Origin of the sequence: Nesterenkonia sp. (assembly GCF_029265375.1) — a bacterium.
Taxonomy (GTDB): Bacteria; Actinomycetota; Actinomycetes; order Actinomycetales; family Micrococcaceae; genus Nesterenkonia.
The window spans coordinates 39,616-59,929 of sequence record NZ_JAJUJJ010000003.1 but is presented as its reverse complement, the minus strand read 5'-3'; the positions used below and the strand labels follow the sequence as shown (position 1 = coordinate 59,929).

At 68.2% G+C, this 20,314-nt stretch carries 15 protein-coding genes, 1 tRNA gene, 1 other RNA gene, 1 pseudogene and 1 riboswitch; of the genes and pseudogenes, 10 read left to right on the top strand and 8 right to left on the bottom strand.

Going from position 1 to position 20,314, the window contains the following annotated elements; genetic code table 11:
* Positions 1–104 precede the first annotated feature (104 nt).
* The 3 genes and pseudogenes from Q1K09_RS01945 to Q1K09_RS01935 all read right to left on the bottom strand — a co-directional run bounded on the left by Q1K09_RS01945 (position 105) and on the right by Q1K09_RS01935 (position 2,066).
* Positions 105–980, bottom strand: a pseudogene (locus Q1K09_RS01945) (site-specific DNA-methyltransferase).
* Positions 981–1,040: 60 nt separating this feature from the next.
* Positions 1,041–1,128: transfer RNA gene (locus tag Q1K09_RS01940), tRNA-Ser, on the bottom strand.
* Between the two features lie 131 nt (positions 1,129–1,259).
* Positions 1,260–2,066 (bottom strand): tyrosine-protein phosphatase, encoded by an 807-nt coding sequence (locus Q1K09_RS01935; protein ID WP_300342741.1) that lies wholly within the window; start codon positions 2,064–2,066, stop codon positions 1,260–1,262.
* A gap of 90 nt (positions 2,067–2,156) precedes the next feature.
* Here Q1K09_RS01935 and ffs point away from each other — a divergent pair.
* From ffs to Q1K09_RS01920, 3 genes are all read left to right on the top strand, one after another.
* Positions 2,157–2,253, top strand: an RNA gene (gene ffs, locus Q1K09_RS01930) — signal recognition particle sRNA small type.
* A 163-nt stretch (positions 2,254–2,416) separates the two neighbouring features.
* On the top strand, positions 2,417–4,096 hold the full coding sequence (locus tag Q1K09_RS01925) for a thiamine pyrophosphate-binding protein (protein WP_300342739.1): 1,680 nt from the start codon (positions 2,417–2,419) through the stop codon (positions 4,094–4,096).
* A gap of 29 nt (positions 4,097–4,125) precedes the next feature.
* A complete protein-coding gene (locus tag Q1K09_RS01920) occupies positions 4,126–4,698 on the top strand; it encodes a thermonuclease family protein (RefSeq protein ID WP_300342738.1) in 573 nt (190 codons plus the stop codon).
* Positions 4,699–4,702: 4 nt separating this feature from the next.
* Here Q1K09_RS01920 and Q1K09_RS01915 read toward each other — a convergent pair whose 3' ends face one another.
* Positions 4,703–5,101 (bottom strand): hypothetical protein, encoded by a 399-nt coding sequence (locus Q1K09_RS01915; RefSeq protein ID WP_300342737.1) that lies wholly within the window; start codon positions 5,099–5,101, stop codon positions 4,703–4,705.
* Between the two features lie 204 nt (positions 5,102–5,305).
* Between Q1K09_RS01915 and aceA the strand changes: the two genes are divergently transcribed.
* Positions 5,306–6,661, top strand: a complete 1,356-nt coding sequence (gene aceA, locus Q1K09_RS01910) for an isocitrate lyase (protein WP_300342735.1) — start codon at positions 5,306–5,308, stop codon at positions 6,659–6,661.
* A gap of 38 nt (positions 6,662–6,699) precedes the next feature.
* Entirely contained in the window at positions 6,700–7,332 is a 633-nt protein-coding gene (locus Q1K09_RS01905) for a hypothetical protein (protein ID WP_300342733.1), read from the top strand.
* A 97-nt stretch (positions 7,333–7,429) separates the two neighbouring features.
* On the opposite strand, the gene Q1K09_RS01900 is transcribed toward Q1K09_RS01905, so the two are convergent.
* The 3 genes from Q1K09_RS01900 to Q1K09_RS01890 all read right to left on the bottom strand — a co-directional run bounded on the left by Q1K09_RS01900 (position 7,430) and on the right by Q1K09_RS01890 (position 10,572).
* Positions 7,430–8,341 (bottom strand): glycine betaine ABC transporter substrate-binding protein, encoded by a 912-nt coding sequence (locus Q1K09_RS01900; RefSeq protein ID WP_300342732.1) that lies wholly within the window; start codon positions 8,339–8,341, stop codon positions 7,430–7,432.
* Positions 8,342–8,413: 72 nt separating this feature from the next.
* Positions 8,414–9,379, bottom strand: a complete 966-nt coding sequence (locus Q1K09_RS01895; protein ID WP_300342730.1) for an ABC transporter permease subunit — start codon at positions 9,377–9,379, stop codon at positions 8,414–8,416.
* On the bottom strand, positions 9,376–10,572 hold the full coding sequence (locus Q1K09_RS01890; protein ID WP_300342728.1) for a betaine/proline/choline family ABC transporter ATP-binding protein: 1,197 nt from the start codon (positions 10,570–10,572) through the stop codon (positions 9,376–9,378). Before Q1K09_RS01890 ends, Q1K09_RS01895 begins: the two co-directional genes overlap by 4 nt.
* Before the next feature lie 176 nt (positions 10,573–10,748).
* Here Q1K09_RS01890 and Q1K09_RS01885 point away from each other — a divergent pair, with 176 nt between their 5' ends.
* Positions 10,749–12,299 carry a helix-turn-helix domain-containing protein gene (locus tag Q1K09_RS01885; RefSeq protein ID WP_300342727.1) on the top strand — a complete coding sequence of 517 codons (1,551 nt, stop codon included), beginning with the start codon at positions 10,749–10,751 and terminating at the stop codon, positions 12,297–12,299.
* On the opposite strand, the gene Q1K09_RS01880 is transcribed toward Q1K09_RS01885, so the two are convergent.
* On the bottom strand, positions 12,250–13,557 hold the full coding sequence (locus Q1K09_RS01880; protein WP_300342725.1) for an MFS transporter: 1,308 nt from the start codon (positions 13,555–13,557) through the stop codon (positions 12,250–12,252). The two genes, Q1K09_RS01885 and Q1K09_RS01880, sit on opposite strands and share 50 nt — an antisense overlap.
* A 40-nt stretch (positions 13,558–13,597) precedes the next feature.
* Here Q1K09_RS01880 and Q1K09_RS01875 point away from each other — a divergent pair, with 40 nt between their 5' ends.
* The 4 genes from Q1K09_RS01875 to gcvP all read left to right on the top strand — a co-directional run bounded on the left by Q1K09_RS01875 (position 13,598) and on the right by gcvP (position 20,298).
* Positions 13,598–14,392 (top strand): 5-oxoprolinase subunit PxpA, encoded by a 795-nt coding sequence (locus tag Q1K09_RS01875; RefSeq protein ID WP_300342723.1) that lies wholly within the window; start codon positions 13,598–13,600, stop codon positions 14,390–14,392.
* Positions 14,392–16,089 carry a carboxyltransferase domain-containing protein gene (locus Q1K09_RS01870; RefSeq protein WP_300342722.1) on the top strand — a complete coding sequence of 566 codons (1,698 nt, stop codon included), beginning with the start codon at positions 14,392–14,394 and terminating at the stop codon, positions 16,087–16,089. The genes Q1K09_RS01875 and Q1K09_RS01870 overlap by 1 nt, the downstream gene beginning before the upstream one ends.
* 25 nt (positions 16,090–16,114) lie before the next feature.
* Positions 16,115–17,044 carry a DUF368 domain-containing protein gene (locus Q1K09_RS01865; RefSeq protein ID WP_300342720.1) on the top strand — a complete coding sequence of 310 codons (930 nt, stop codon included), beginning with the start codon at positions 16,115–16,117 and terminating at the stop codon, positions 17,042–17,044.
* 70 nt (positions 17,045–17,114) lie between these two features.
* Positions 17,115–17,224, top strand: a riboswitch (glycine riboswitch).
* A gap of 173 nt (positions 17,225–17,397) precedes the next feature.
* A complete protein-coding gene (gene gcvP / locus Q1K09_RS01860; RefSeq protein WP_300342719.1) occupies positions 17,398–20,298 on the top strand; it encodes an aminomethyl-transferring glycine dehydrogenase in 2,901 nt (966 codons plus the stop codon).
* Positions 20,299–20,314 lie beyond the last annotated feature (16 nt).

Sequence of the window (20,314 nt, the reverse complement as noted above, 5' to 3'; positions counted from 1 at the left end):
CTCCGGCCTCGTTGAGGATGGAGCGCTGTCCTCTGTATATCACCAGGGCCGGATGAACTCAGGGTGACCAGCGGGCTAACCCTGTGTCACACAGCACAGGGCAGTCACGGCTCGCCGGACAGCCGATCACCGCTGGCGTCCAGGAATTCCACGTTCTGCTCGTCCAGCTGACGGCGCATCGTGGCGATGGCCTCGGCATTGTGGTCCACCATCACGAAGCGCCGGTGAAGCTGCTGGGCGACCGCCGCGGTGGTGCCGCTTCCGGCGAAGAAGTCCAGCACCTAGTCGCCCGGCGCGGAGGAGGCCTGCAGGATGCGGCGCAGGATCCCCTCCGGCTTCTGGTGGGGGTAGCCGGTCTTCTCCCGTCCGTTGGTGGTCACGATGGTGTGCCACCACACGTCAGTGGGCAGCTTGCCGTACGCAGCCTTCTCCGGGCTGACCAGTTCAGGGGCCATATAGGGGATGCGGTCCACCGCATCCTGGTTGAAGTAGTGGCCCTTGGCGGTCTTGGTGTAGACCAGGATGGTGTCATGCTTGGCCGGCCAGCGGTCCTTGGCGCGGCCGCCGTAGTCATAGGCCCAGATGATCTCATTGAGGAAGTTCTCCCGGCCGAAGATGCTGTCCAGCAGCACCTTGCAGTAGTGAGACTCGCGGTAGTCGATGTGGAAGTAGAGTGTGCCGGTGGCGTGCAGCAGGCGGTGGGCCTGCTCCAGCTTCGGGGCGATGAACTCCAGGTAGTCGTCGTATGCGTCCGCGTAGCTGACCCGCCGGGTCTCCTGCGCGGTGTACTGCCCTCCGCGGAAGCCGGACCGGGACTCGCCGCCGTCGGGAGACTTGCGCAGTGTGCGTCGCTGCTGGAGGATCCCGGTGTTGAACGGCGGGTCGATATAGATCAGCTGAAAGGCAGCCTCCGGCAGGCGGGGGAGCACGTCGGCGTTATCGGCGTGGATGATCAGGTCGGCGCCGCTGCGGCTGATCATAGGTCCCCTCCATATGGGTCAGGCCCCGAACCGGAGTCCGGGGCCCGCCCTATGAATCTGCGGTGCGGGTGGGATTTGAACCCACGGTAGGGGGTTGCCCTACACAACGATTCCAGCGTTGCTCCTTCGGCCGCTCGGACACCGCACCTGTCTGCTCGCTCCGCCGATGCTCGGCGAATGAGCAGACTACATCCTAGCTGACGTCTGGCCGTGGATGCACATCCGCTGCAGCCGGAGTCCAAGCGCCGGGCGCCGCGCCGGGTCCGGCCGGGGGCCAGTTCAGTCCACCAGTCTGCGGTGAAGTGCGCCGACGACGCTGTCCGGCTCCGCCTGGGAGGCGATGAGGTCCAGCAGCCCGGGCTCGCCGCCGAGCTCGGTGAGCATCGAGTCCATGGAATCGGCCTCAGCCCCCAGCAGCGGATGTCCGCTGGAGAAGAACTCGGCAGCCCGCCGGGCGTCGTCGTTATCGGCTGTGCCCGGCTTCGAGTAGGGAGCCAGTCGCAGCCGGGTGAAGATGGCCGGCAGATTCTGCTCAGTGGCCGCGTAGTCGGCCACAACCTCGGCCCGGTCGACGCCGAGCAGCGTGAGCACCACGGCGGCCAGGATCCCGGTGCGGTCCTTTCCTGCGGCGCAGTGGAAGAGTACACCGCCGTCGGCCTGGCCGATGAGCCGCAGCGCGTCGACCACCTCGTGCAGGTGGCTGCGCACCAGTGATGCGTACCAGCGGCCCACGTCGGCAGGTGACTTCACCTCCGGGGCTGCACGCACCAGCGCCAGCGGGTGGACCGCCGTCTCGGCCAGCGGCAGGTGGTGGTGGCGCAGGCCCAGCTCCGCGGCCCGGGAGTGCGGGGAGGCGGCGACTTCGCCGGTGGAGCGCAGATCCAGCACCGCAGTCAGCCCCTGCTCGGCCAGCGAGCGGATCTCCGGGGCGGGGGAGAGGCTGGGGTCGTCAGCGCGCCACAGCCGCTGAGGCCGCAGCCGGCCGGTGGAGACGCGGATCCCGCCCAGGTCACGCAGATTGACCAGGGGGTGGGTGGGTGCTGGGTCTGCGGACTGGGTGCGGGGCGGGCTGCTGGTCTGTGACATTGCAGCCATCCTACGCCGGCGGTTCCCCGGTGCGCGGCGGCGGGGCCGGCCCCGGTTCGCCAAGCAGCGGGCGTGCGGGATACCATGGAGCCTGGCCCCACGCGTGGTGTCATCCTGCTGAACTCCCCCAGGACCGGAAGGTAGCAAGGGTAGGTGGGCTCTGGCAGGTGCGCGTGGGGCTCTTTCGCGCCCGGGGCCCGCATGCGCCGGGATTCAGGTGGCCGCTCAGGTGCTCAGGCAGCGAGGATCCGCTCCGTGGGTAAGAATGGTCACCGACGGCAGCCGCACACCCACTTCGCGCTGAGCCGGCTCACAAGGCTGGCCGTGCACTGATCGGAAGGCGACCCCTGATGTCCGAGAACACCTACACCATCGGCGACTATCTGCTGGACCGGCTGGCCGAGCTGGGCCTGACCGAGATGTTCGGAGTCCCCGGTGACTTCAATCTGCACTTCCTCGACCACGTGGTCGACCATGACACCATCCGCTGGGTGGGCTCGGCCAACGAGCTCAACGCCGGCTACTCCGCCGACGGCTACGGGCGCATCCGCGGGATCGGCGCCTTCCTGACCACCTACGGCGTCGGCGAGCTCTCCGCCATCAACGCGCTGGCCGGCTCCTACGCCGAGTCCGTGCCCGTGGTGCAGATCGTCGGGGCCCCGCCGAAGGAGACCCAGGCATCGGGCCGGAAGATCCACCACTCCCTGGGCGACGGCGACTTCAAGCACTTCCTGCGCATGGCCCAGGAGGTCACCTGCGCCCACGCCGACCTCGACGCCGCCACCGCCACCTGGGAGATCGACCGGGTGCTGCGCGAGGTCGTCTTCCGCCGCAAGCCCGGCTATCTGATGCTCGCCCACGATGTGGCGCAGGTGCCGGCCTACCGACCGTCTGCGCTGCTGCAGACTGACCTGCCGGTGACCACCCCCGGCGCCGAGGAAGCCTTCGAGGACGCCCTGCGCCGCTTTCTGCCCGGCAGGCGCACCGCCGTGCTGGCAGATCTGCTGGTGCACCGGTTGGGCGCCGCAGATCGGCTCAACAGCTTCCTGAAGTCCGCTGAGCTTCCGTTTGCGACCCTGGCCTGGGGAAAGACCCTGGTGGACGAGTCCGATGAGAACTTTGTGGGCATCTACGCAGGAGCGGCCTCCCAGCAGCACGTGCGCGAGGCCATTGAAGGCGCCGAGGCGCTGATCACCCTGGGTGTGGAGTACACCGACAACACCACCGCCGGCTTCTCCATGGATCTGCAGCCGGCCAACCTGGTGGAGATCTCCCGGTTCGAGGCACGGGTGGCCGGCGAGGTCTTCACCCCCATCTCCCTGGAAGCCGCCCTGGAGGTCATCGACCGGGTGGTGGCTGAGCTGCGCAGCGCCGATGGCGGCCAGGCCGTGGTGCCGATGCCGGCCAGTGAAGCCCCGGCCGCCCAGCTCCCCGGAGAGCCGGGGGAGGGACCGCTGGGGCAGAACGCGCTCTGGGAGATCCTGGCCACCCAGCTGGAGTCGGCCAATATTGTGGCCGCAGACCAGGGCACCAGCTACTTCGGCATGGCCACCCACCGCTTCCCGGCGAAGTCGACGTTCATCGGTCAGCCCATGTGGGGCTCCATCGGATACACGCTGCCGGCGATCCTCGGCGCGGGGCTGGCCGACCGGTCCCGTAGGCCGGTGCTGCTGATCGGAGACGGCTCGGCCCAGCTGACCATCCAAGAGCTGGGAGTCTTCGTCCGTGAGAAGCTGCCAGCCGTCGTCGTGCTGGTCAACAATGACGGGTACACGGTGGAGCGGGCCATCCACGGCCCCGATCAGCCCTACAACGACATTGCGCCATGGCGCTGGGAGCTTGCCCCGCAGTTCTTCGGCGCCGGCGAGGAGGACTACATCTACCGCCGGGCCGCCACAGAGGCAGAGCTGCTCCAGGCCTGCCGGGACGCTATGGCCCACCGGGAGAAGCTGGTCTTCATCGAGGCAGTCACCGGCCGTGATGACATCCCGCAGCTGCTGCAGGATGTGGCCGACGCGCTGAAGAAGTGATCTGAGCCGACCCGACCAGCCCAGCCGCCATGCCCCGCCGCCGTCCACGCTTCCGCAGCCGCCGTGCTGTGCTGGCGTGGGCGGCCGTGGTGGCCGTGGCGATTCTGCTGGGCGTGGTTCTGGGCTGGCTTGAGCATCGTGACGCTCAGGGCCCCGACGGCGGCGCCGTGGACGCAGCGGAGGCCACTGTGGTGCGCGTGGTAGACGGCGACACGCTGGTGGTGGACCTTCACGGCGAGCAGGAGCGGGTGCGCCTGCTGAACATCGACACCCCTGAGTCGGTGCACCCCGACCGGGAGGTGGAATGCGGAGGGCCGGAGGCGGCCGAACGGCTGGGGGAGCTGCTGCAGCCCGGAGATTCAGTGGTGCTTGAGTTCGACGCCGAGACCCGAGACCACTACGGCCGGCTGCTGGCCGCAGTGTTCGCGGAGGAGACCTTCGTCAATGAGCAGCTGGCCCGCGAGGGTTGGGCCGAGCCGTACTACGCGGCGCCCAATGACCGGTTTCTGGAGGATATTCAGCAGGCCTGGGAGCAGGCCGAGGCCGCCGGCGCCGGGATGTTCTCCCCGCAGCTGCAGTGTGTGCCGGAGCCGTCCGGCTGAAGACTCAGGCCTTCTTCCAGCGGCGGGCAGCCAAGAAGCTGCGCACGCCCAGGATCAGGTAGATCACCAGCACGATCAGCGAGACCAGCGCAGAGATCACAGCACCGGGTCGCTCAGCCTCGCCGGCGAAGAGTGCGCCGAGGCTCTGCAGCGGCATGAACATGCCCAGCGCCCCGATCAGCGCGATCAGCAGGGCAATGTGGATCCCGGCCATCAGGTTCTTCCGCGCGATCCAGCCGCTGACCAGCAGCAGCACGCCGATGATCGCAGGGATCAGCGCCGTCCAGCTGTCGGCACCGCCGACCAGGGAGGCCAGGTAGCCGATCACACCGACGGCCACGAGGACACCGCCGGTGGCGAAGGTCAGCTTCGGCATGGGGCTGGAGGAATAGTCAGTGGTCATGGCGCTCCTTCGGTGGCCGGGTCACGGTGCTGGCACCAGTCTACCGATCTGTTCTACACCGTGTAGAACTCCGCTTTCTGCAATTCTTGCGATTCTGCGAAGAACTGCAGATCTTTCGCGCAGAAAGGCTTGGAGAGCCGGTTGTGCGGCCCGAAAACTGGGAATGTCCCCAAAAACGCGGACACCATACCGAAGGAGATTCCCATGACCGAGACACTGGCCCCCCAGCAGACATCCCAGCCCCCGGAGGCGGGGCAGCCGGAGACCCGCGATGTGTTCGAGGAGAAGGTCCAGGCGCTGCAGCGCGCATGGGACACCGACCCCCGATGGGCCCACACCCGGCGCGACTACTCCGCCGAAGAGGTGGTGCGGCTGCGCGGCACCGTCCAGGAGGAGTTCACCCTGGCCGACCGCGGGGCGCGAAAGCTGTGGGAGCAGCTGCAGGAGGATGGCCGCACAGGGCGGTTCACCAACGCCCTGGGTGCGCTGACCGGGAACCAGGCGGTCCAGCAGGTCAAAGCCGGGCTGCGGGCCATCTACCTCTCCGGCTGGCAGGTGGCCGGCGACGCCAATCTGGCCGGACAGACCTACCCGGACCAGTCGCTCTATCCGGCCAACTCCGTGCCCCATGTGGTCCGCCGCATCAACAACGCGCTGCTGCGGGCCGATCAGATCGAGTACCTGGAGGGCCGCCGGAGCGTGGAGGACTGGCTGGTGCCGATCGTCGCCGACGCGGAGGCCGGCTTCGGCGGGCCGCTGAACGCCTATGAGCTGATGAAGCAGATGATCGCCTCCGGCGCCGCAGGGGTCCACTGGGAGGACCAGCTGGCCTCGGAGAAGAAGTGCGGCCACCTGGGCGGCAAGGTGCTGGTCCCCACCGGGCACCACATTCGCACCCTGCAGGCCGCCCGACTGGCCGCCGATGTCCACCAGGTGCCCAGCGTGATCATCGCCCGCACCGACGCGGAGGCCGCCACCCTGATCACCTCCGACGTGGACGAGCGGGACCGCGAGTTCATCACCGGTGAGCGGACAGCCGAGGGCTTCTACAAGGTGCGAAACGGCATCGAGCCCTGCATCGCCCGGGCCAAGGCCTACGCCCCCTACTCCGACCTGATCTGGATGGAGACCGGCACACCCGATCTGGAGACGGCTCGGCAGTTCGCCGAGGCGGTCAAGGCTGAGCATCCTGACCAGATGCTCGCCTACAACTGCTCGCCCTCCTTCAACTGGAAGAAGCACTTGGACGACGACACCATCGCGAGATTCCAGCGGGAGCTGGGTGCGATGGGCTTCACCTTCCAGTTCATCACCCTGGCCGGCTTCCACGCGCTGAACTACTCCATGTTCGATCTGGCCCGGGGCTACCAGGCCGAACAGATGAAGGCTTATGTGGAGCTGCAGGAGAAGGAGTTCGCCGCCGAGGCGGCCGGCTACACCGCCACCAAGCACCAGCGGGAGGTGGGCACCGGCTACTTCGACGCCGTCTCCACCACCCTGAACCCCGAGTCCTCCACCGTGGCCCTGAAGGGCTCCACCGAAGAGGGCCAGTTCCACTGAGCCGCCCACCCACCCGGACCTGACAAAGGAGTCACACCATGAGCACCGACCAGCAGATCACGATCAACGGACTGACCCTCACCGGACCGCCGACCCCGCGTGAGAAGGAAGTCTGCACCGCCGAGGCCCTGGAGTTCCTCTCCGCCCTGCACCGCCGGTTCGGAGACCGCGCTGAGCAGCTGCGCAGCGACGAGGACGCCCAGCGAAATGCCCAAGCCTCCCCGGCAGCCGCGTCCGGCACGTGGCGGCAGCTCATGGAGCGCCACCTGGAGCAGGAGCCCGCGCCGTTCATCACCCCCCGGGCGCTGGGCGCTGAAGAGCCGCGGATCCGCTGCGGCGAGGCGCCGCTCTCTGCGGGGATCGTCGACTTCGGCCTGCACATCCACTCCAGTGCGCGCCGGCTGCTGCACCAGGGCAGAGCCCCCTTCATCTCTCTGCTCGGGCTGGAGACCGAGGCGGAGCTGGAGCTGTGGCAGGACCTCTTTGCCGCCGCCGAGGAGATGAAGGATCTGCCCTTCGGAACCATCCGCGCGATCCACCTGGCCCCCCGGTGCCCGGAGGCTGATGAGGAGGACGCCCAGGATGAGACCGAAGCGGTCCTGGTCCCGCGCACCCCGCCTGCCGGACAGCAGCAGAAGCCGTTAGCCCGGCAGCTGGAGCAGGCGGCCTGACCGCGCCCCAGCGCGGGCAGAGACGACTGTGCCCCCGGGAGCCCTTTGAGCTCCTCGGGGGCACAGTGCTGCGTACGGCCCTCAGCGCAGCTGAGGATCAGCCGACAAGTTCATCAATGAAGTCCTGGTTGTTCTCGGCCCACTCAACGGCGCCCTCCGGGCCGTCGTCGTACTCGTTGACCACCAGATCCTCAAGCTCGGCGTACTGCTCATCGGTGAGCTCGAAGTCGCTCATCCACTGAGCAACCTCGGGGAACTCCTCGCTGAAGTCAGCGTTGGCGATGAGGTTCAGGGTCTCCTCCTCGCCCAGGAGACCCTCCGGGTCCTCCAGGTCCTTCAGATCCCACTGGCCGTAGGCCCAGAAGGGGCGCCACAGCGTGACGACAATGTCCTCCTCGGCGGAGACGGCATTGTCGAGTTCGGAGAGCATAGCCGCAGTGGAGGACTCGATCAGCTCGAACTCCTCATCCAGGCCGTATCCCGGAAAGACCGTGTTGGCGGTGACGTCCATGTGGCCCGCACCCGCCTCGATGCCGACCACCTGATTGTCGAAGGCCGCCGGGTCATCCAGCAGCTCAGGGATGGAGTCGACCTCGGTGTATTCGGGCACAGCCAGAGTCAGCACCGCGCCCTCATAGTAGGCGCCGAGGTCCTCGAGAGCATCGCCGTGCTCGTCCATGTAGGACTGGTGGGTCGCCGGCAGCCAGGCAGAGGGGTAGACGTCGATGTCCCCATCGGCCAGACCCTGGTAGACCGGGGCGGCGTCGCCGAGGGCCTCAATCTCCACCTCGTAGCCCTGCTCCTGAAGAATGTGCTGCCAGAGGTAGGTGGTGGAGGAACCGTCGGTCCAGCCGTCGATGTAGCCGAGGGTGATGGTGCCGCCCTCGCCGCCGCCGCCGGCCTCGCCGGCGTCGTCCTCAGTGCCGCTGTCATCCCCGCAGCCGACCAGGGTCAGGCCGAGCACGGAGAGGACTGCAGCCGATTTCACGAATGTCGATGAGGTATGCATGATCTCCTCATTCCTTTCTCAATGGTGCGAACTTCTCTGATACATATCCCGCCGCCGGGGCGGGCAGGTCAATCAGCCGGTCTTGGTGCTCGCCGCAGCAGCCTCAGTCCCTTCGCCGGGCTGGCCGGCAGCTTTGGGACGGCGCCGGAGCAGCCGGCTCAGTGTGCTTCCCTCCAGGGAGCCCAGCGCGGCAGTGACGCGGTCGAGGTAGATGGCCAGCATGACCACGCAGAGGCCAGCTTCCAGCCCCCGCCCCAGGTCCAGAGTGTTGATGGCGGCGCTGACCTCATTGCCCAGGCCGCCGGCTCCGACGAACCCGCCGAAGACGGCCATAGAGAGCGCCAGCATAATGACCTGGTTGACGCCGGCCATGATGGTTTTGGTCGCCAGCGGCAGCTGGATGCGGAACAGAATCTGCCATTGCCCGGCCCCGAACGCATGTCCGGCCTCCACCACTTCGGAGTCCACCTGGCGGATCGCCAGCTCGGTGAACCGGACACCCGGCGGGAGGGCGAAGATGATGGTAGCCGTGATGCCGGCGGGCATGCCCAGGCCGAACATGGCCATCGTCGGGATCAGCCAGACCAACGCCGGCATCGTCTGCATCAGGTCCAGGACCGGTCTGACGGCGCTTGAGACTGCACGGGACTTCGCCGCAAGAATTCCCAGCGGGATCGCGATGAGAAGGGCCACGATGGCCGCCACTGCGACCAGCGCCAGGGTCTCCAGGGCCTCCTCCCAGAGGTCCACCGCGACGATGAACAGCATCAGCGGCACGGTCAGCAGAGCCAACTTCCAGTCACGCATCAGCCAAGCGATCGCCGCAAGGATCACGGTGAGGATGAGGGCGTCCGGGCCGGCCAAGATATCTGCCAACCCCTGGGAGGTGGTGGTGAAAGCGTAGTCGAACCACGCGATGAGCTGGGCGAAGGTCTCCTGGAACCAGTCGAAGCCCTCTTCCAGCCATAGGCCGACGTCCAACCGGGGGATGCCGGCGCCTTCGGTCTCCTCCGCAGCGAAGGGGGTGCGGGCGCTCATGGGGTCACCTCCTCGGGGACGGTCTGGACGGCGTCGGTGCTGGGGTCAGCCAAGGCGCTGAGCAGTGTCACCCGCGGGATCACGCCCTGCAGGCGTCCAGCCTCATCCACCACGGCCACCCCGGCGGCGTGCTCCGCGGCCGCATGGAGCAGATCCGCAAGGATGGTGGTCGGCGCCGTAGTGGGCATCGGACGGATGATTCCGGCCAGGGTGTCCTTCCCCGCAGCCACGGCCTCGGCGGCGTCGTCCTCATACACCACACCCTGCAGCCGCCTGGACTGGTCCACCACGCACAGGGCGCTGCTCTGATGCTCACGCATCAGACGGTGGGCAGCCCGTGGCCCCTGCCCTGCGCCGAGCACCGCCACCGGCGGCTCCTTGACGTCCCCGGCAGTGAGCACCCGGGTGCGGTCCACATCCTGGATGAACTGGGCCACATAGTCATTGGCGGGATCGTTGAGGATCTCCTCGGTTGTGCCGTTCTGCACTATCCGGCCGTCGCGCATCACTGCGATCCGGCTGCCCAGGCGCATCGCCTCATTGAGGTCGTGGGTGATGAACACGATGGTCTTGCCCAGTTCGAGCTGCAGCTCCAGAAGCTGGTCCTGCATCTCCTTGCGGATCAGCGGATCCAGGGCGGAGAACGCTTCGTCCATGAGCAGCAGCTCAGTCTCGGCAGCCAGGGCGCGGGCCAGACCTACTCGCTGGCGCATCCCTCCGGAGAGCTCATGGGGGCGGTAGTCGGCATATCCTTTGAGCCCGACCAGCTCCAATGCCTCTGCGGCCTTCTGCTCCCGGTCGACGCGATTGACTCCTCGGACCTCCAGAGCGTAGGCGGCGTTCTGGCCCACAGTGCGGTGGGGCATCAGCGCAAAGTGCTGGAAGACCATGGAGATCTTCTCCCGGCGGATGCGACGCAGCTGACGGGGGCCCGCTGCGGTGATGTCCTCACCGAAAATCTCCACAGTGCCGTCGGTGGCCGGCTGAATGCCGTTCAGCGTGCGAATCAAGGTGGACTTCCCGGAGCCGGAGAGTCCCATCACCACAAAGATCTCGCCCTGAGCCACCTCAAAACTGGCGTCGATGACCGCCGCAGTCCCCAGGGAGGTCAGCTCCTCGCGCTCGGCCCCCTCTTTGAGCCTGCGCACAATTGTCTCGGGTCGTCTGCCGAATGCCTTATAGACATTCCGCACACTGACTGCGGATCCTGACCTATTCGTATTCTCGGGCACCCCTCTGAAACTCCCTCGTGCGCGTGATCGTCAAGAGACAAACTATCAAACCCCGGTGTTTGCGATATCAACTGCGGCAATATGCATTGCGGCGGGACCGTCCGCGCCGCCTCCCGTCCTGCCCTACACTGAACTCCATGCGCGCAACGAAGCACGCACACGCTGCCTCCCGACCCGCTGCCGCCCACCGTGCTGCAGGGGCTGGACCAGCGCGTTCGGAGAGCGACTCCGGCATCGACCTCATCGCCCTGGGACGCCGCGTCCGCCACCTGCGCAAGAAGCGCCGCATGACCCTGGATGATCTGGCGGCCGCCGTCGGCACCTCGCCCTCACAGCTGTCGCTGCTGGAGAACGGGCGCCGCGAACCCAAGCTGTCCCAGCTGCAGCAGCTGGCAGCCACGTTCGAGGTGAGTCTCGATGACCTCTTCGGTGCAGAGCCTCCCTCCAAACGCGCCGCTTTGGAGATCGAACTGGAGAAGACCCAGCGCGGTCCGCTCTACGCAGCCCTGGGGCTGCCCACTGTGCGGGTCTCCAACCGCCTGCCCATGGATGTCCTGGAATCCCTGGTTGCCCTGCAGCGTGAGCTCACCCGACGCTTGGAGGAGCAGGCGGCCACCCCGGAGGAGGCCCGCCGGGCCAATACCGAGCTGCGCGAGGAGATGCGCTCGCGGAACAACTACTATCCGGAGATCGAAGCGGAGGCGGAGAAGATACTCTCCGCCGTCGGCCACGAATCCGGTCCGCTGAGCCACCACGTGGCCGCCGATATCGCCGAGCACCTGGGATTCAGTCTGCGGTTCGTACCGAACCTGCCCAACTCCACCCGCTCGGTCACTGACCAGCGCCACCGGATCGTCTACCTCACCCAGGGGCGCACCCGGGACTGGGACGACCGTTCCGTGCTGCTGCAGGCTTTGGGGCACTATGTGCTGGGCCACACCGAGCCGCAGGACTACTCAGAGTTCCTGCGCCAGCGGGTCTACACCAACTACTTCGCCGCCGCCCTGCTGATGCCCCAGCGCACGGCAGTGCAGTACCTCTCCGCCGCTCAGAGCGCCAAAGAGCTGGCCATTGAGGACCTGCGCGATGCCTATGCCGTCTCCTATGAGTCAGCCGCGCACCGGTTCACCAATCTGGCCACCGAGCATCTGGGGATCACCTGCCACTTCCAGAAGGTCCACGAATCAGGGATCATCCACAAGGCCTATGAGAACGACGGCGTCAGCTTCCCCACTGACCACTCCGGGGCGATCGAAGGCCAGCCGGTGTGCCGGGAGTGGACCTCACGGCAGGTCTTCGACGTCGAAGACCGGTTCCGCTCCTTCCACCAGTACACAGACACCCCGTCTGGCACCTACTGGTGCACAGCACGCACCGAGGGCCACTCCTCGGGGATCTACTCGCTGTCCATCGGAGTCCCGTTCGAGCATGCCAAGTGGTTCCGCGGCCGGGACACCACCAGCCGTTCGGTCTCGCGCTGTCCGGATGATCCCAGCTGCTGCCGCACCCCGCCGCCGGAGCTTGCCCAGCAGTGGGAGGGGATGGCGTGGCCGGCGGCTCGGGCCAATACTCACCTGCTGGCGGCGATGCCGCAGGGCGCGTTCCCGGGGGTGGACACCACTGAGGTCTATGAGTTCCTCAGCGCCCACGCTCCCGACCAGCTGCCGGAGGGCCCACCCGAGGCATGACGCCGGTGGCATCGCTGACCCACCGGTCGGACCTGCGGCGAGCCACACCCTGTTTGACGGAGAACCGGCCGTGCACCGCCCAATAGACGCCCACGGTGAGCACCACCACCGCGGTGCAGGCGGCGTACATCATCTGGTAGCCCCAGGCCTCCACGAACGGCCCCAGAAACAGCGGTGCGAAGCCGAAGCCGCTGTCCATGAGGATGAAGAAGGTGGAGACTCCGATGCTGATCCGGTGGGTGGGCAGCTTGGAGGCGATGATCGCCTGCAGCGCGGGCATCAGCGCGCCGAACCCGAATCCGGCCCCCACCCCGGCAAGGATGATCGCCCATTGGCCGGGGGACCAGGCCAGCAGCGCCATGGAACCGATGAAGATCGTCAGAGTGGGGTAGAGCACCGCATTATCGCCGAAGCGGTCCTGCACCTTCCCCATGAAAAGACGGGTGATGAGCATCATGGCCGAGTAGACCAGAAAGTACATGCTGGCGGCGTCGACCATTCCCCGGTCGCGGGCGAACCCGTTGAGGAAGGTCATCACCGAGGCGAAGCAGATACCCATCAGCATTGCCACCAGCGCAATGGAGAAGGCCCGCGGCTCAATGATGTCCCGCGGACGCAGCCGCAGCCGGTCCACCATGCGGGCTCCCACCGGGCGCACCTCCGGGACGTCCATCATCACCGCTAGGCCGAAGGCGACCGCGGAGATGATGCTCACCGCGATGAACATGGTCTCAAAGCCGTAGCGTTCCGAGAGCTGGATCGCCGCCAGCGGACCGATGGCCGGCGGCAGGGAGTTGGCCAGCAGGTAGTACCCGGACCCCTCACCACGCCGCGATTTGGGAATGATGTCGAACACCGCCGCGGTCAGCGCCGTCTGCCCGAATCCCAGCGAAATGCCGTGCACCACGCGCAGCAGAATCAGCAGCTCGAAGCTCTCCACCCACAGGTAGGCGACGCCGGCCACCGTGTAGAGCAGCAGACAGATCACCAGGATGCGTTTGCGACCCAGGGTGTTGACATACTTGCCGGCGAAGAACCGTGCCGCCAGCGCGCCGACCACGAATGCGCTCGCGGCGAATCCGGCGGCGGTCTCCCCGGCGGCGAACTCGGTGGCGGCATAGACCGCCAGACCGGTCACCAGGGTGAAGAACCCGGTGGTGATGATCAGGTTGATCAAGGTGGCGAAGACGAAATCCTTGGTGAACAGGCGTTCCTTGCCTTCAGCCGCTGCGCCCTTGAGGGAAGTATCCTGATCCACACATCGATTCTTACATGCCGCCTCAATCTAGGGAGCCGTGGTGCCGACCAGAGCACACATCGACCTCAACTCCGATCTCGGCGAGAGCTTCGGCCCCTGGTCGATGGGCGACGACGAGGCTGTTCTGCAGCAGGTCAGCAGCGCCAACATCGCTTGCGGATTCCACGCCGGAGACCCGGTGACCATGCGCGCCACCGCAGCAGCGGCCGCGGCGGCCGGTGTGGCCGTCGGCGCCCATGTGGCCTACCGGGACCTGGCGGGATTCGGACGCCGCTTCCTGGACGCCTCCCGGCAGGAACTCACCGCCGACGTGCTCTATCAGATCGGGGCGCTGCAGGCCTGTGCGGCAGCGGCCGGCACCACCGTGCAGTACGTGAAGCCGCACGGCGCCCTCTACCACGCCTGCCGCAGCCACCGCCCGCACGCCCAAGCCGTGGCAGCCGCAGTGGCTGAGTTCTCCCGGGCCGCGGGCCGGCAGGTGCCGCTGGTGCTGCAGGCCGCCGCCGAGACAGCCGATTCGGCCGGCATCGAGTGCGCCGAGGACCTCGGCGTGCCCGTGGTGGGGGAGGTCTTCGCCGACCGGGCCTACACAGCAGCCGGGGAGCTGGTCTCCCGCTCTGAGTCCGGTGCGGTGATCACCGACCCCGGAGCCGTGGTGCAGCAGGTGCTGCAGTTCGTGGAGGAGGGAACTGTTCAGACCGCAGACGGCTCGATGCGCGCGCTCCGGGCGGAGACCATCTGCCTGCACGGAGACACCCCCGATGCAGTGCAGATCAGCCGAGCAGTGAAGGCTGGGCTGAACGAGCGCGGCGTTGAGATCCGGAGCTTCGTCTGATGGCCGAGACCCTGCGATGGGTGGGCCAGCGTGCCCTGCTGCTGGAGCTGAACACCCTGGCCGAAGTGGTCGCCGTCCACCGGGAACTCATAGAAGACCCGCTGCCGGGACAGCGGGAAGCCGTTGCCGCCTCCCGCACCCTGCTGCTGGACTTCCGCTCACGCAGAGACGCCGCCGCGGCCGTTCGCAGCCTGCGCCGCCGCAAGACCCGTTCGGCCCCGGAGAGTGCCGGTGAGCAGGTGGAGATCCCGGTGCACTACGGCGGAGAGGACCTCCACGCGGCCGCCGAGGCGGTGGGCCTCAGCGCAGAGGCGCTGATCCGCTGGCACACCTCCACCGAGTGGGTGGGCGCCTTCGGCGGCTTCGCCCCAGGCTTCACCTACTGCGCCCCGGCGGAGACGCTGCGCCGCCGTCGCCCCAAACGGAGCCGGGTCGCCCCCGTACCGCGGCATGCCGAGCCGCGCACCCGGGTTCCGGCCGGCTCGGTGGCCCTGGCCGGCGAGTTCTCCGCCGTATATCCGCGCAGCAGCCCCGGAGGCTGGCAGCTGATCGGACTCACCGACGCCCAGCTGTGGGACGAATCCCGCAGCCAGCCGGCTCTGATCAGGCCCGGCGACACCGTCCGCTACACCGCCCGCCGCGAAGCGATCAGCGTCCCCGAACCCGACCCCGGGCGCCGCAGGGCCGCCGCTGCGGCAGCCGATCCCGCCCTGGAGGTCACCGATCCCGGTGTGCAGACCCTGGTGCAGGACACCGGACGGCCCGGCTTCAGCGACCTCGGCGTGCCGCGCTCCGGGGCGGCGGACCTCACCGCGGCGCGCCAGGCGAATCAGCTGGTGGGCAACGACGACGCCGCACCGGTGCTCGAGGTGCTCTACGGGGGTCTGCAGCTCACTGCACGGCAGACCTTGGTGCTGGCGGTCACCGGGGCCGAGGTGGAGCCGGAGATCCTCACCGACCAGGAGCAGCAGACCTCGAATATGGCACTCCACGGAACCGGTGCCGCCCGCCCGGAGACCCCCCAGCAGCACAGCCGCAGCGTGCCGGCCCGCGCCCCGTTCTGGATGTTCCCCGGTGAGCGCCTGCGCCTGGGCCGTCCCAGCAGGGGCATCCGCTCCTATGTGGCGGTCTCCGGCGGGCTGGCCGCGGTGCGCAGCCTGGGCAGCGCAGCCACTGACACGCTCTCCGGCCTGGGGCCCGCGCCGGTCTCGGCCGGAGAGGAGTTCGGCCTGGTCGGAGCGACCTCACGGTTCGTCGGCATCGCCGATGTCGCCCGCACGGCGCTGCCGGAGCCGGACGGGGTCACCACGCTGCGCTTCATCCCAGGGCCCCGCCACGACTGGTTCGCCGGGACTCGCGGCAGCAACCCGGGACTGACCCGCCTGCAGACCACCGACTGGCAGGTCAGCCAGCAGTCCGACCGCGTGGGCCTTCGGCTGCAGAGCGAGGAGGAGGCCGGGCGCATCGAGCTCAGCCGGACCGAGCAGCTGGAGTCCGAGCCGATGGTGCGCGGGGCCATACAGGTTCCACCCTCCGGACAGCCGGTTCTCTTCCTGGCCGACCACCCGGTCACCGGCGGCTATCCGGTCATCGGGGTGGTGGTCCGCGCGGACCTGGGGCTGGCCGCCCAGCTGCCCCCGGGCGCGGAAGTGCGGTTCCTCGCCGTCGACCCGGACACCCTCACACCCGAGCACTGAGCTGCACCGCGTAAGCTTGCCCCCGATGAGCCAGAAGCCTTCCTCCGCACAGCACCAGCAGACCGAAGCCCCGCTGCCTGACCGGCGCACCTCAGTGCCCGGAAACGTCGTCCGCGGAGCGATGATCGGCGTGGTCGAAACAGTCCCAGGCGTCTCCGGAGGCACCGTGGCCCTGGTGGTGGGGATCTACAGCCAGCTGATCCGCTCAGCCTCAGCCGTCGTGGCCGCGTTCCGGCAGCTGATCACCGGTCCCGACCGGGTGGCGGGATTCCGCCGGCACCTGCGCGAAGTGCACTGGCGCGTGGTGCTGCCGGTGCTGATCGGCATGCTGATCGGACTGTTCACCGCCGTGCAGTTCATCGGCGACTGGATCGAAAGCCACCCCGAACTGACCCGGGCGGTGTTCTTCGGCATGGTGCTGGCCTCCATCGCGGTGCCGGTGCGCATGGCCCCGACGGTCCGGGGCCGCCACCTCGCCGCCGGCGCCGCCGCGGCAGCGGTGACCTTCGCGCTGGTCTCGCTGCCGCCGAACCAGACCGAACCGCAGTGGTGGAGCATCCTGCCCGCCGCCGCAGTGGCCGTGTGCGCGCTGCTGCTGCCGGGGCTCTCCGGGTCGTTCCTGCTGCTGACCTTCGGTCTCTACGAGCCCACCATCCAAGCCGCCCGGGACTTCGACCTCGCCTATCTGGGCGTCTTCGCCCTGGGTCTGCTGCTGGGCGTGGTCAGCATTGTGCAGGCGCTGAAGTGGCTGCTGGATCATCATCCGGCGATGACGCTGATCGTGCTGGCCGGTGTGATGCTCGGAGCCCTGCGCGCGCTGTGGCCCTGGCAGACTGAGGACCGCGGCCTGCTGCCCCCTGACGAGCTGCTCGGTGCGGCAGCCGGCGTCGCCGTCGCCGGTTTCGCGGTGGTCGCGGTGCTGGTGCTCATCGACGCGCGGATCTCCCGGCGCTGAGCAGCAGCCGAGCCCGTTCGGCGGCTCTGGCAGAATGGACCCAGATGGTTCTCAACTGAATACCGGCCATGTCCTCATCGCGGGAGAGACCGGCGGCCAGCACAGCTGAGCCGGCCGGCGCCGAAGGAGCAAGATTCTCCCCTGAACCAAACTCTCAGGCACCTGTACCGCGCTGGGGTGGCAACTCTGGAAAGCAGAGCCGCAGACGCGGCTCTCACCCAAGGTGCAAGCCGCTGGCGCCGTCGCGCCCGGCGAATCTCTCAGGTCCGAAACAGAGCGGGGGAGCGCGAGGCGGTGTGACCGCCTCGCCCAGGATCACCATGCCAGCACCTGCTCAGCGAAGGAAACACGCAATGGCCGACACCCCGGCACCCCAGCTCACCGCCGACCGATCCCTGCCCGCCGCATTCGTCGACCGGCATATCGGAGCCCTCGGGCAGGACGCGCAGAGAATGCTTGAGGCCCTGGGCTTCGACTCCCTGAGCGCATTGGTCGACGCCGCGCTGCCGCAGAGCATCCGCCAGCCGGAGCCGCTGAACCTGCCGCCGGCGGCGACCGAGGACCAGGTGCTGCAGCAGCTGCGTCAGCTGGCCGCGGAGAACACCGTGGCCACCCATATGATCGGCCAGGGCTTCTACGGAACCCATACGCCCTCGGTCATCCTGCGCAACGTCCTGGAGAACCCCGCCTGGTACACCGCCTACACCCCGTACCAGCCGGAGATCTCCCAGGGGCGCCTGGAGGCGCTGCTGAACTTCCAGACCATGGTCGCTGACCTGACCGGGCTGGAGATCGCCAACGCTTCACTGCTGGATGAGGCCTCCGCGGTTGCCGAAGCGATGCTGCTGATGCGCCGGGCCAATAAGAAGCTCGCCGACGCGAAGATCGTGGTGGACCAGGACATCTTCCCGCAGACCCGCGAGGTCCTCACCGGCCGGGCCGAGGCCGTGGGGATCGACCTGGAGTTCACCGACCTCAGCGCCGGGCTGCCGGCAGGCGAGATCTGCGGCGTGGTGCTGCAGCAGCCGGGGAACTCCGGGACCGTGGCCGACCACTCCGCCATCATCTCCGAAGCCAAGGACCGCGGCGCCCTGGTGACAGTGGCCGCCGACCTGCTGGCGCTGACGCTGATCACCCCTCCCGGGGAGCAGGGAGCCGATATCGCAGTGGGCAGCAGCCAGCGCTTCGGGGTGCCGCTGTTCTTCGGCGGCCCCCACGCGGCCTATATGGCAGTCCGATCCGGCCTGCAGCGGCAGCTGCCCGGCCGCCTGGTGGGCGTCTCCAAGGACGCCGAGGGCCGACCCGCCTACCGGTTGGCGCTGCAGACCCGCGAGCAGCACATCCGCCGCGAACGGGCGACCTCCAATATCTGCACCGCCCAGGCCCTGCTGGCCGTGGCCGCCTCCATGTACGGGGTCTACCACGGCCCCGACGGGCTGCGCAGCATTGCCGAGAAGGTCCACCAGCAGGCGCGCCGGCTGGCCGTCGCGCTCAGCGGCGCCGGGCACCGGCTGGTGAGCGAGAGCTTCTTCGACACCGTCCAGGTCCAGATGGACTCCTCTGAGACGGCAGCGGCAGTGATCTTCGCCGCCGAGCAGTCCGGGATCAATCTGCGCCGGGTGGAAGAGACCACGGTGGGCATCAGCGTGGACGAGACCACCACCGAGACTCACCTGGGTGCCGTGCTCGACGCCTTCGGGCTGGCCTCCTCCGCACAGGAGGGCGTGGAAGTGCTGAACCGGACACAGCCTGCCGGGCAGCGCTCCTACCCGGAGGCTCTGGTGCGCCGCAGCGAATACATGACCCACCCGATCTTCCACCAGGTCCGCTCGGAGACCCAGATGATGCGCTACCTGCGCCGACTCGCCGACCGCGACCTGGCGCTGGACCGGACCATGATCCCGCTGGGCTCCTGCACCATGAAGCTCAACGCCGCAGTGGAGATGGAGGCCATCTCCTGGCCGGAGTTCGCCTCCATCCACCCCTTCGCCCCGGAGCACCAGACCCGCGGCTGGCAGCGGCTGATCGAGGACCTGGAGAATCGGCTGGCGGAGATCACCGGCTACGCCGCCGTCTCCATCCAGCCCAACGCCGGCTCGCAGGGGGAGTACGCCGGACTGCTGGCCATCCGCCAGTACCACCGCTCCCGCGGTGAGGAGAATCGGGACATCTGCCTGATCCCCGCCAGCGCCCACGGAACCAATGCGGCCTCGGCCGTGCTGGCCGGCATGCAGGTCAGCGTGGTGGCCACCGCCGAGGACGGCACCATCGACCTGGAGGACCTGGACGCCAAGATCGCGCAGCATCCGGGCCGGATCGCAGCGATCATGATCACCTACCCCTCTACCCACGGGGTGTACGAATCGGATGTGCGCGAGGTCTGCGGCCGCATCCACGACGCCGGCGGGCAGGTCTACATCGACGGCGCCAACCTCAACGCACTGGTGGGCCTGGCCCAGCCGGGCGAGTTCGGCGGCGACGTCTCCCACCTGAACCTGCACAAGACCTTCTGCATCCCCCATGGCGGGGGAGGCCCCGGCGTGGGACCGGTGGCGGTGGCCGAGCACCTGGCGCCCTTCCTGCCCGGACGCGGCAGCGGCGAGCACGCAGTGCCTGCCATCACCTCCACCGGCTACGGATCAGCCGGAGTGCTGCCGATCAGCTGGGCCTATATCGCCATGACCGGAAGCGAGGGGCTCACCCGGGCCACGGCCCACGCCCTGCTGAGCGCCAACTACATCTCAGCACGGCTGGCCGAGCACTACCCCACCCTCTACACCGGGGAGAACGGCCTGGTCGCCCACGAATGCATCCTGGATCTGCGCGAGCTGACCAAACAGTCCGGCGTCACCGCCGAAGATGTCTGCAAGCGGCTGATCGACTACGGCTTCCACGCCCCGACCCTGGCATTCCCGGTGGCCGGCACTCTCATGGTCGAGCCGACCGAGTCCGAGGATTTGGCAGAGATCGAACGGTTCATCGAGGCGATGATCGCCATTCGGGCCGAGATCCAGCAGGTCATCGACGGTGAGTTCGCGCTCGAGGACTCTCCGCTGCGGCACGCGCCCCACCCGGCCGCCGTCGTCGCCGGTGACACCTGGGAGCGTCCCTATCCGCGGCAGCAGGGCGCGTTCCCGGTGGCCGGGCTGCTGCAGGACAAGTACTTCCCCCCGGTCAGCCGGATCGACGGCGCCCACGGTGACAGGAACCTGGTGTGCTCCTGCCCGCCGCCGGAAGCCTTCGAAGTGGACTGAGCACCCGGCTCTGTGC

Bases quoted from the DNA above. Each gene is read 5' to 3' on its own strand.
- Q1K09_RS01870 (WP_300342722.1), top strand. From the start codon at position 14,392: ATGGCCGAGACCCTGCGATGGGTGGGCCAGCGTGCCCTGCTGCTGGAG.
- Q1K09_RS01915 (WP_300342737.1), bottom strand. From the start codon at position 5,101: ATGACCACTGACTATTCCTCCAGCCCCATGCCGAAGCTGACCTTCGCC.
- gcvP (WP_300342719.1), top strand. From the start codon at position 17,398: ATGGCCGACACCCCGGCACCCCAGCTCACCGCCGACCGATCCCTGCCC.
- aceA (WP_300342735.1), top strand. From the start codon at position 5,306: ATGACCGAGACACTGGCCCCCCAGCAGACATCCCAGCCCCCGGAGGCG.
- Q1K09_RS01895 (WP_300342730.1), bottom strand. From the start codon at position 9,379: ATGAGCGCCCGCACCCCCTTCGCTGCGGAGGAGACCGAAGGCGCCGGC.
- Q1K09_RS01900 (WP_300342732.1), bottom strand. From the start codon at position 8,341: ATGCATACCTCATCGACATTCGTGAAATCGGCTGCAGTCCTCTCCGTG.
- Q1K09_RS01925 (WP_300342739.1), top strand. From the start codon at position 2,417: ATGTCCGAGAACACCTACACCATCGGCGACTATCTGCTGGACCGGCTG.
- Q1K09_RS01905 (WP_300342733.1), top strand. From the start codon at position 6,700: ATGAGCACCGACCAGCAGATCACGATCAACGGACTGACCCTCACCGGA.
- Q1K09_RS01935 (WP_300342741.1), bottom strand. From the start codon at position 2,066: ATGTCACAGACCAGCAGCCCGCCCCGCACCCAGTCCGCAGACCCAGCA.
- Q1K09_RS01865 (WP_300342720.1), top strand. From the start codon at position 16,115: ATGAGCCAGAAGCCTTCCTCCGCACAGCACCAGCAGACCGAAGCCCCG.
- Q1K09_RS01885 (WP_300342727.1), top strand. From the start codon at position 10,749: ATGCGCGCAACGAAGCACGCACACGCTGCCTCCCGACCCGCTGCCGCC.
- Q1K09_RS01920 (WP_300342738.1), top strand. From the start codon at position 4,126: ATGCCCCGCCGCCGTCCACGCTTCCGCAGCCGCCGTGCTGTGCTGGCG.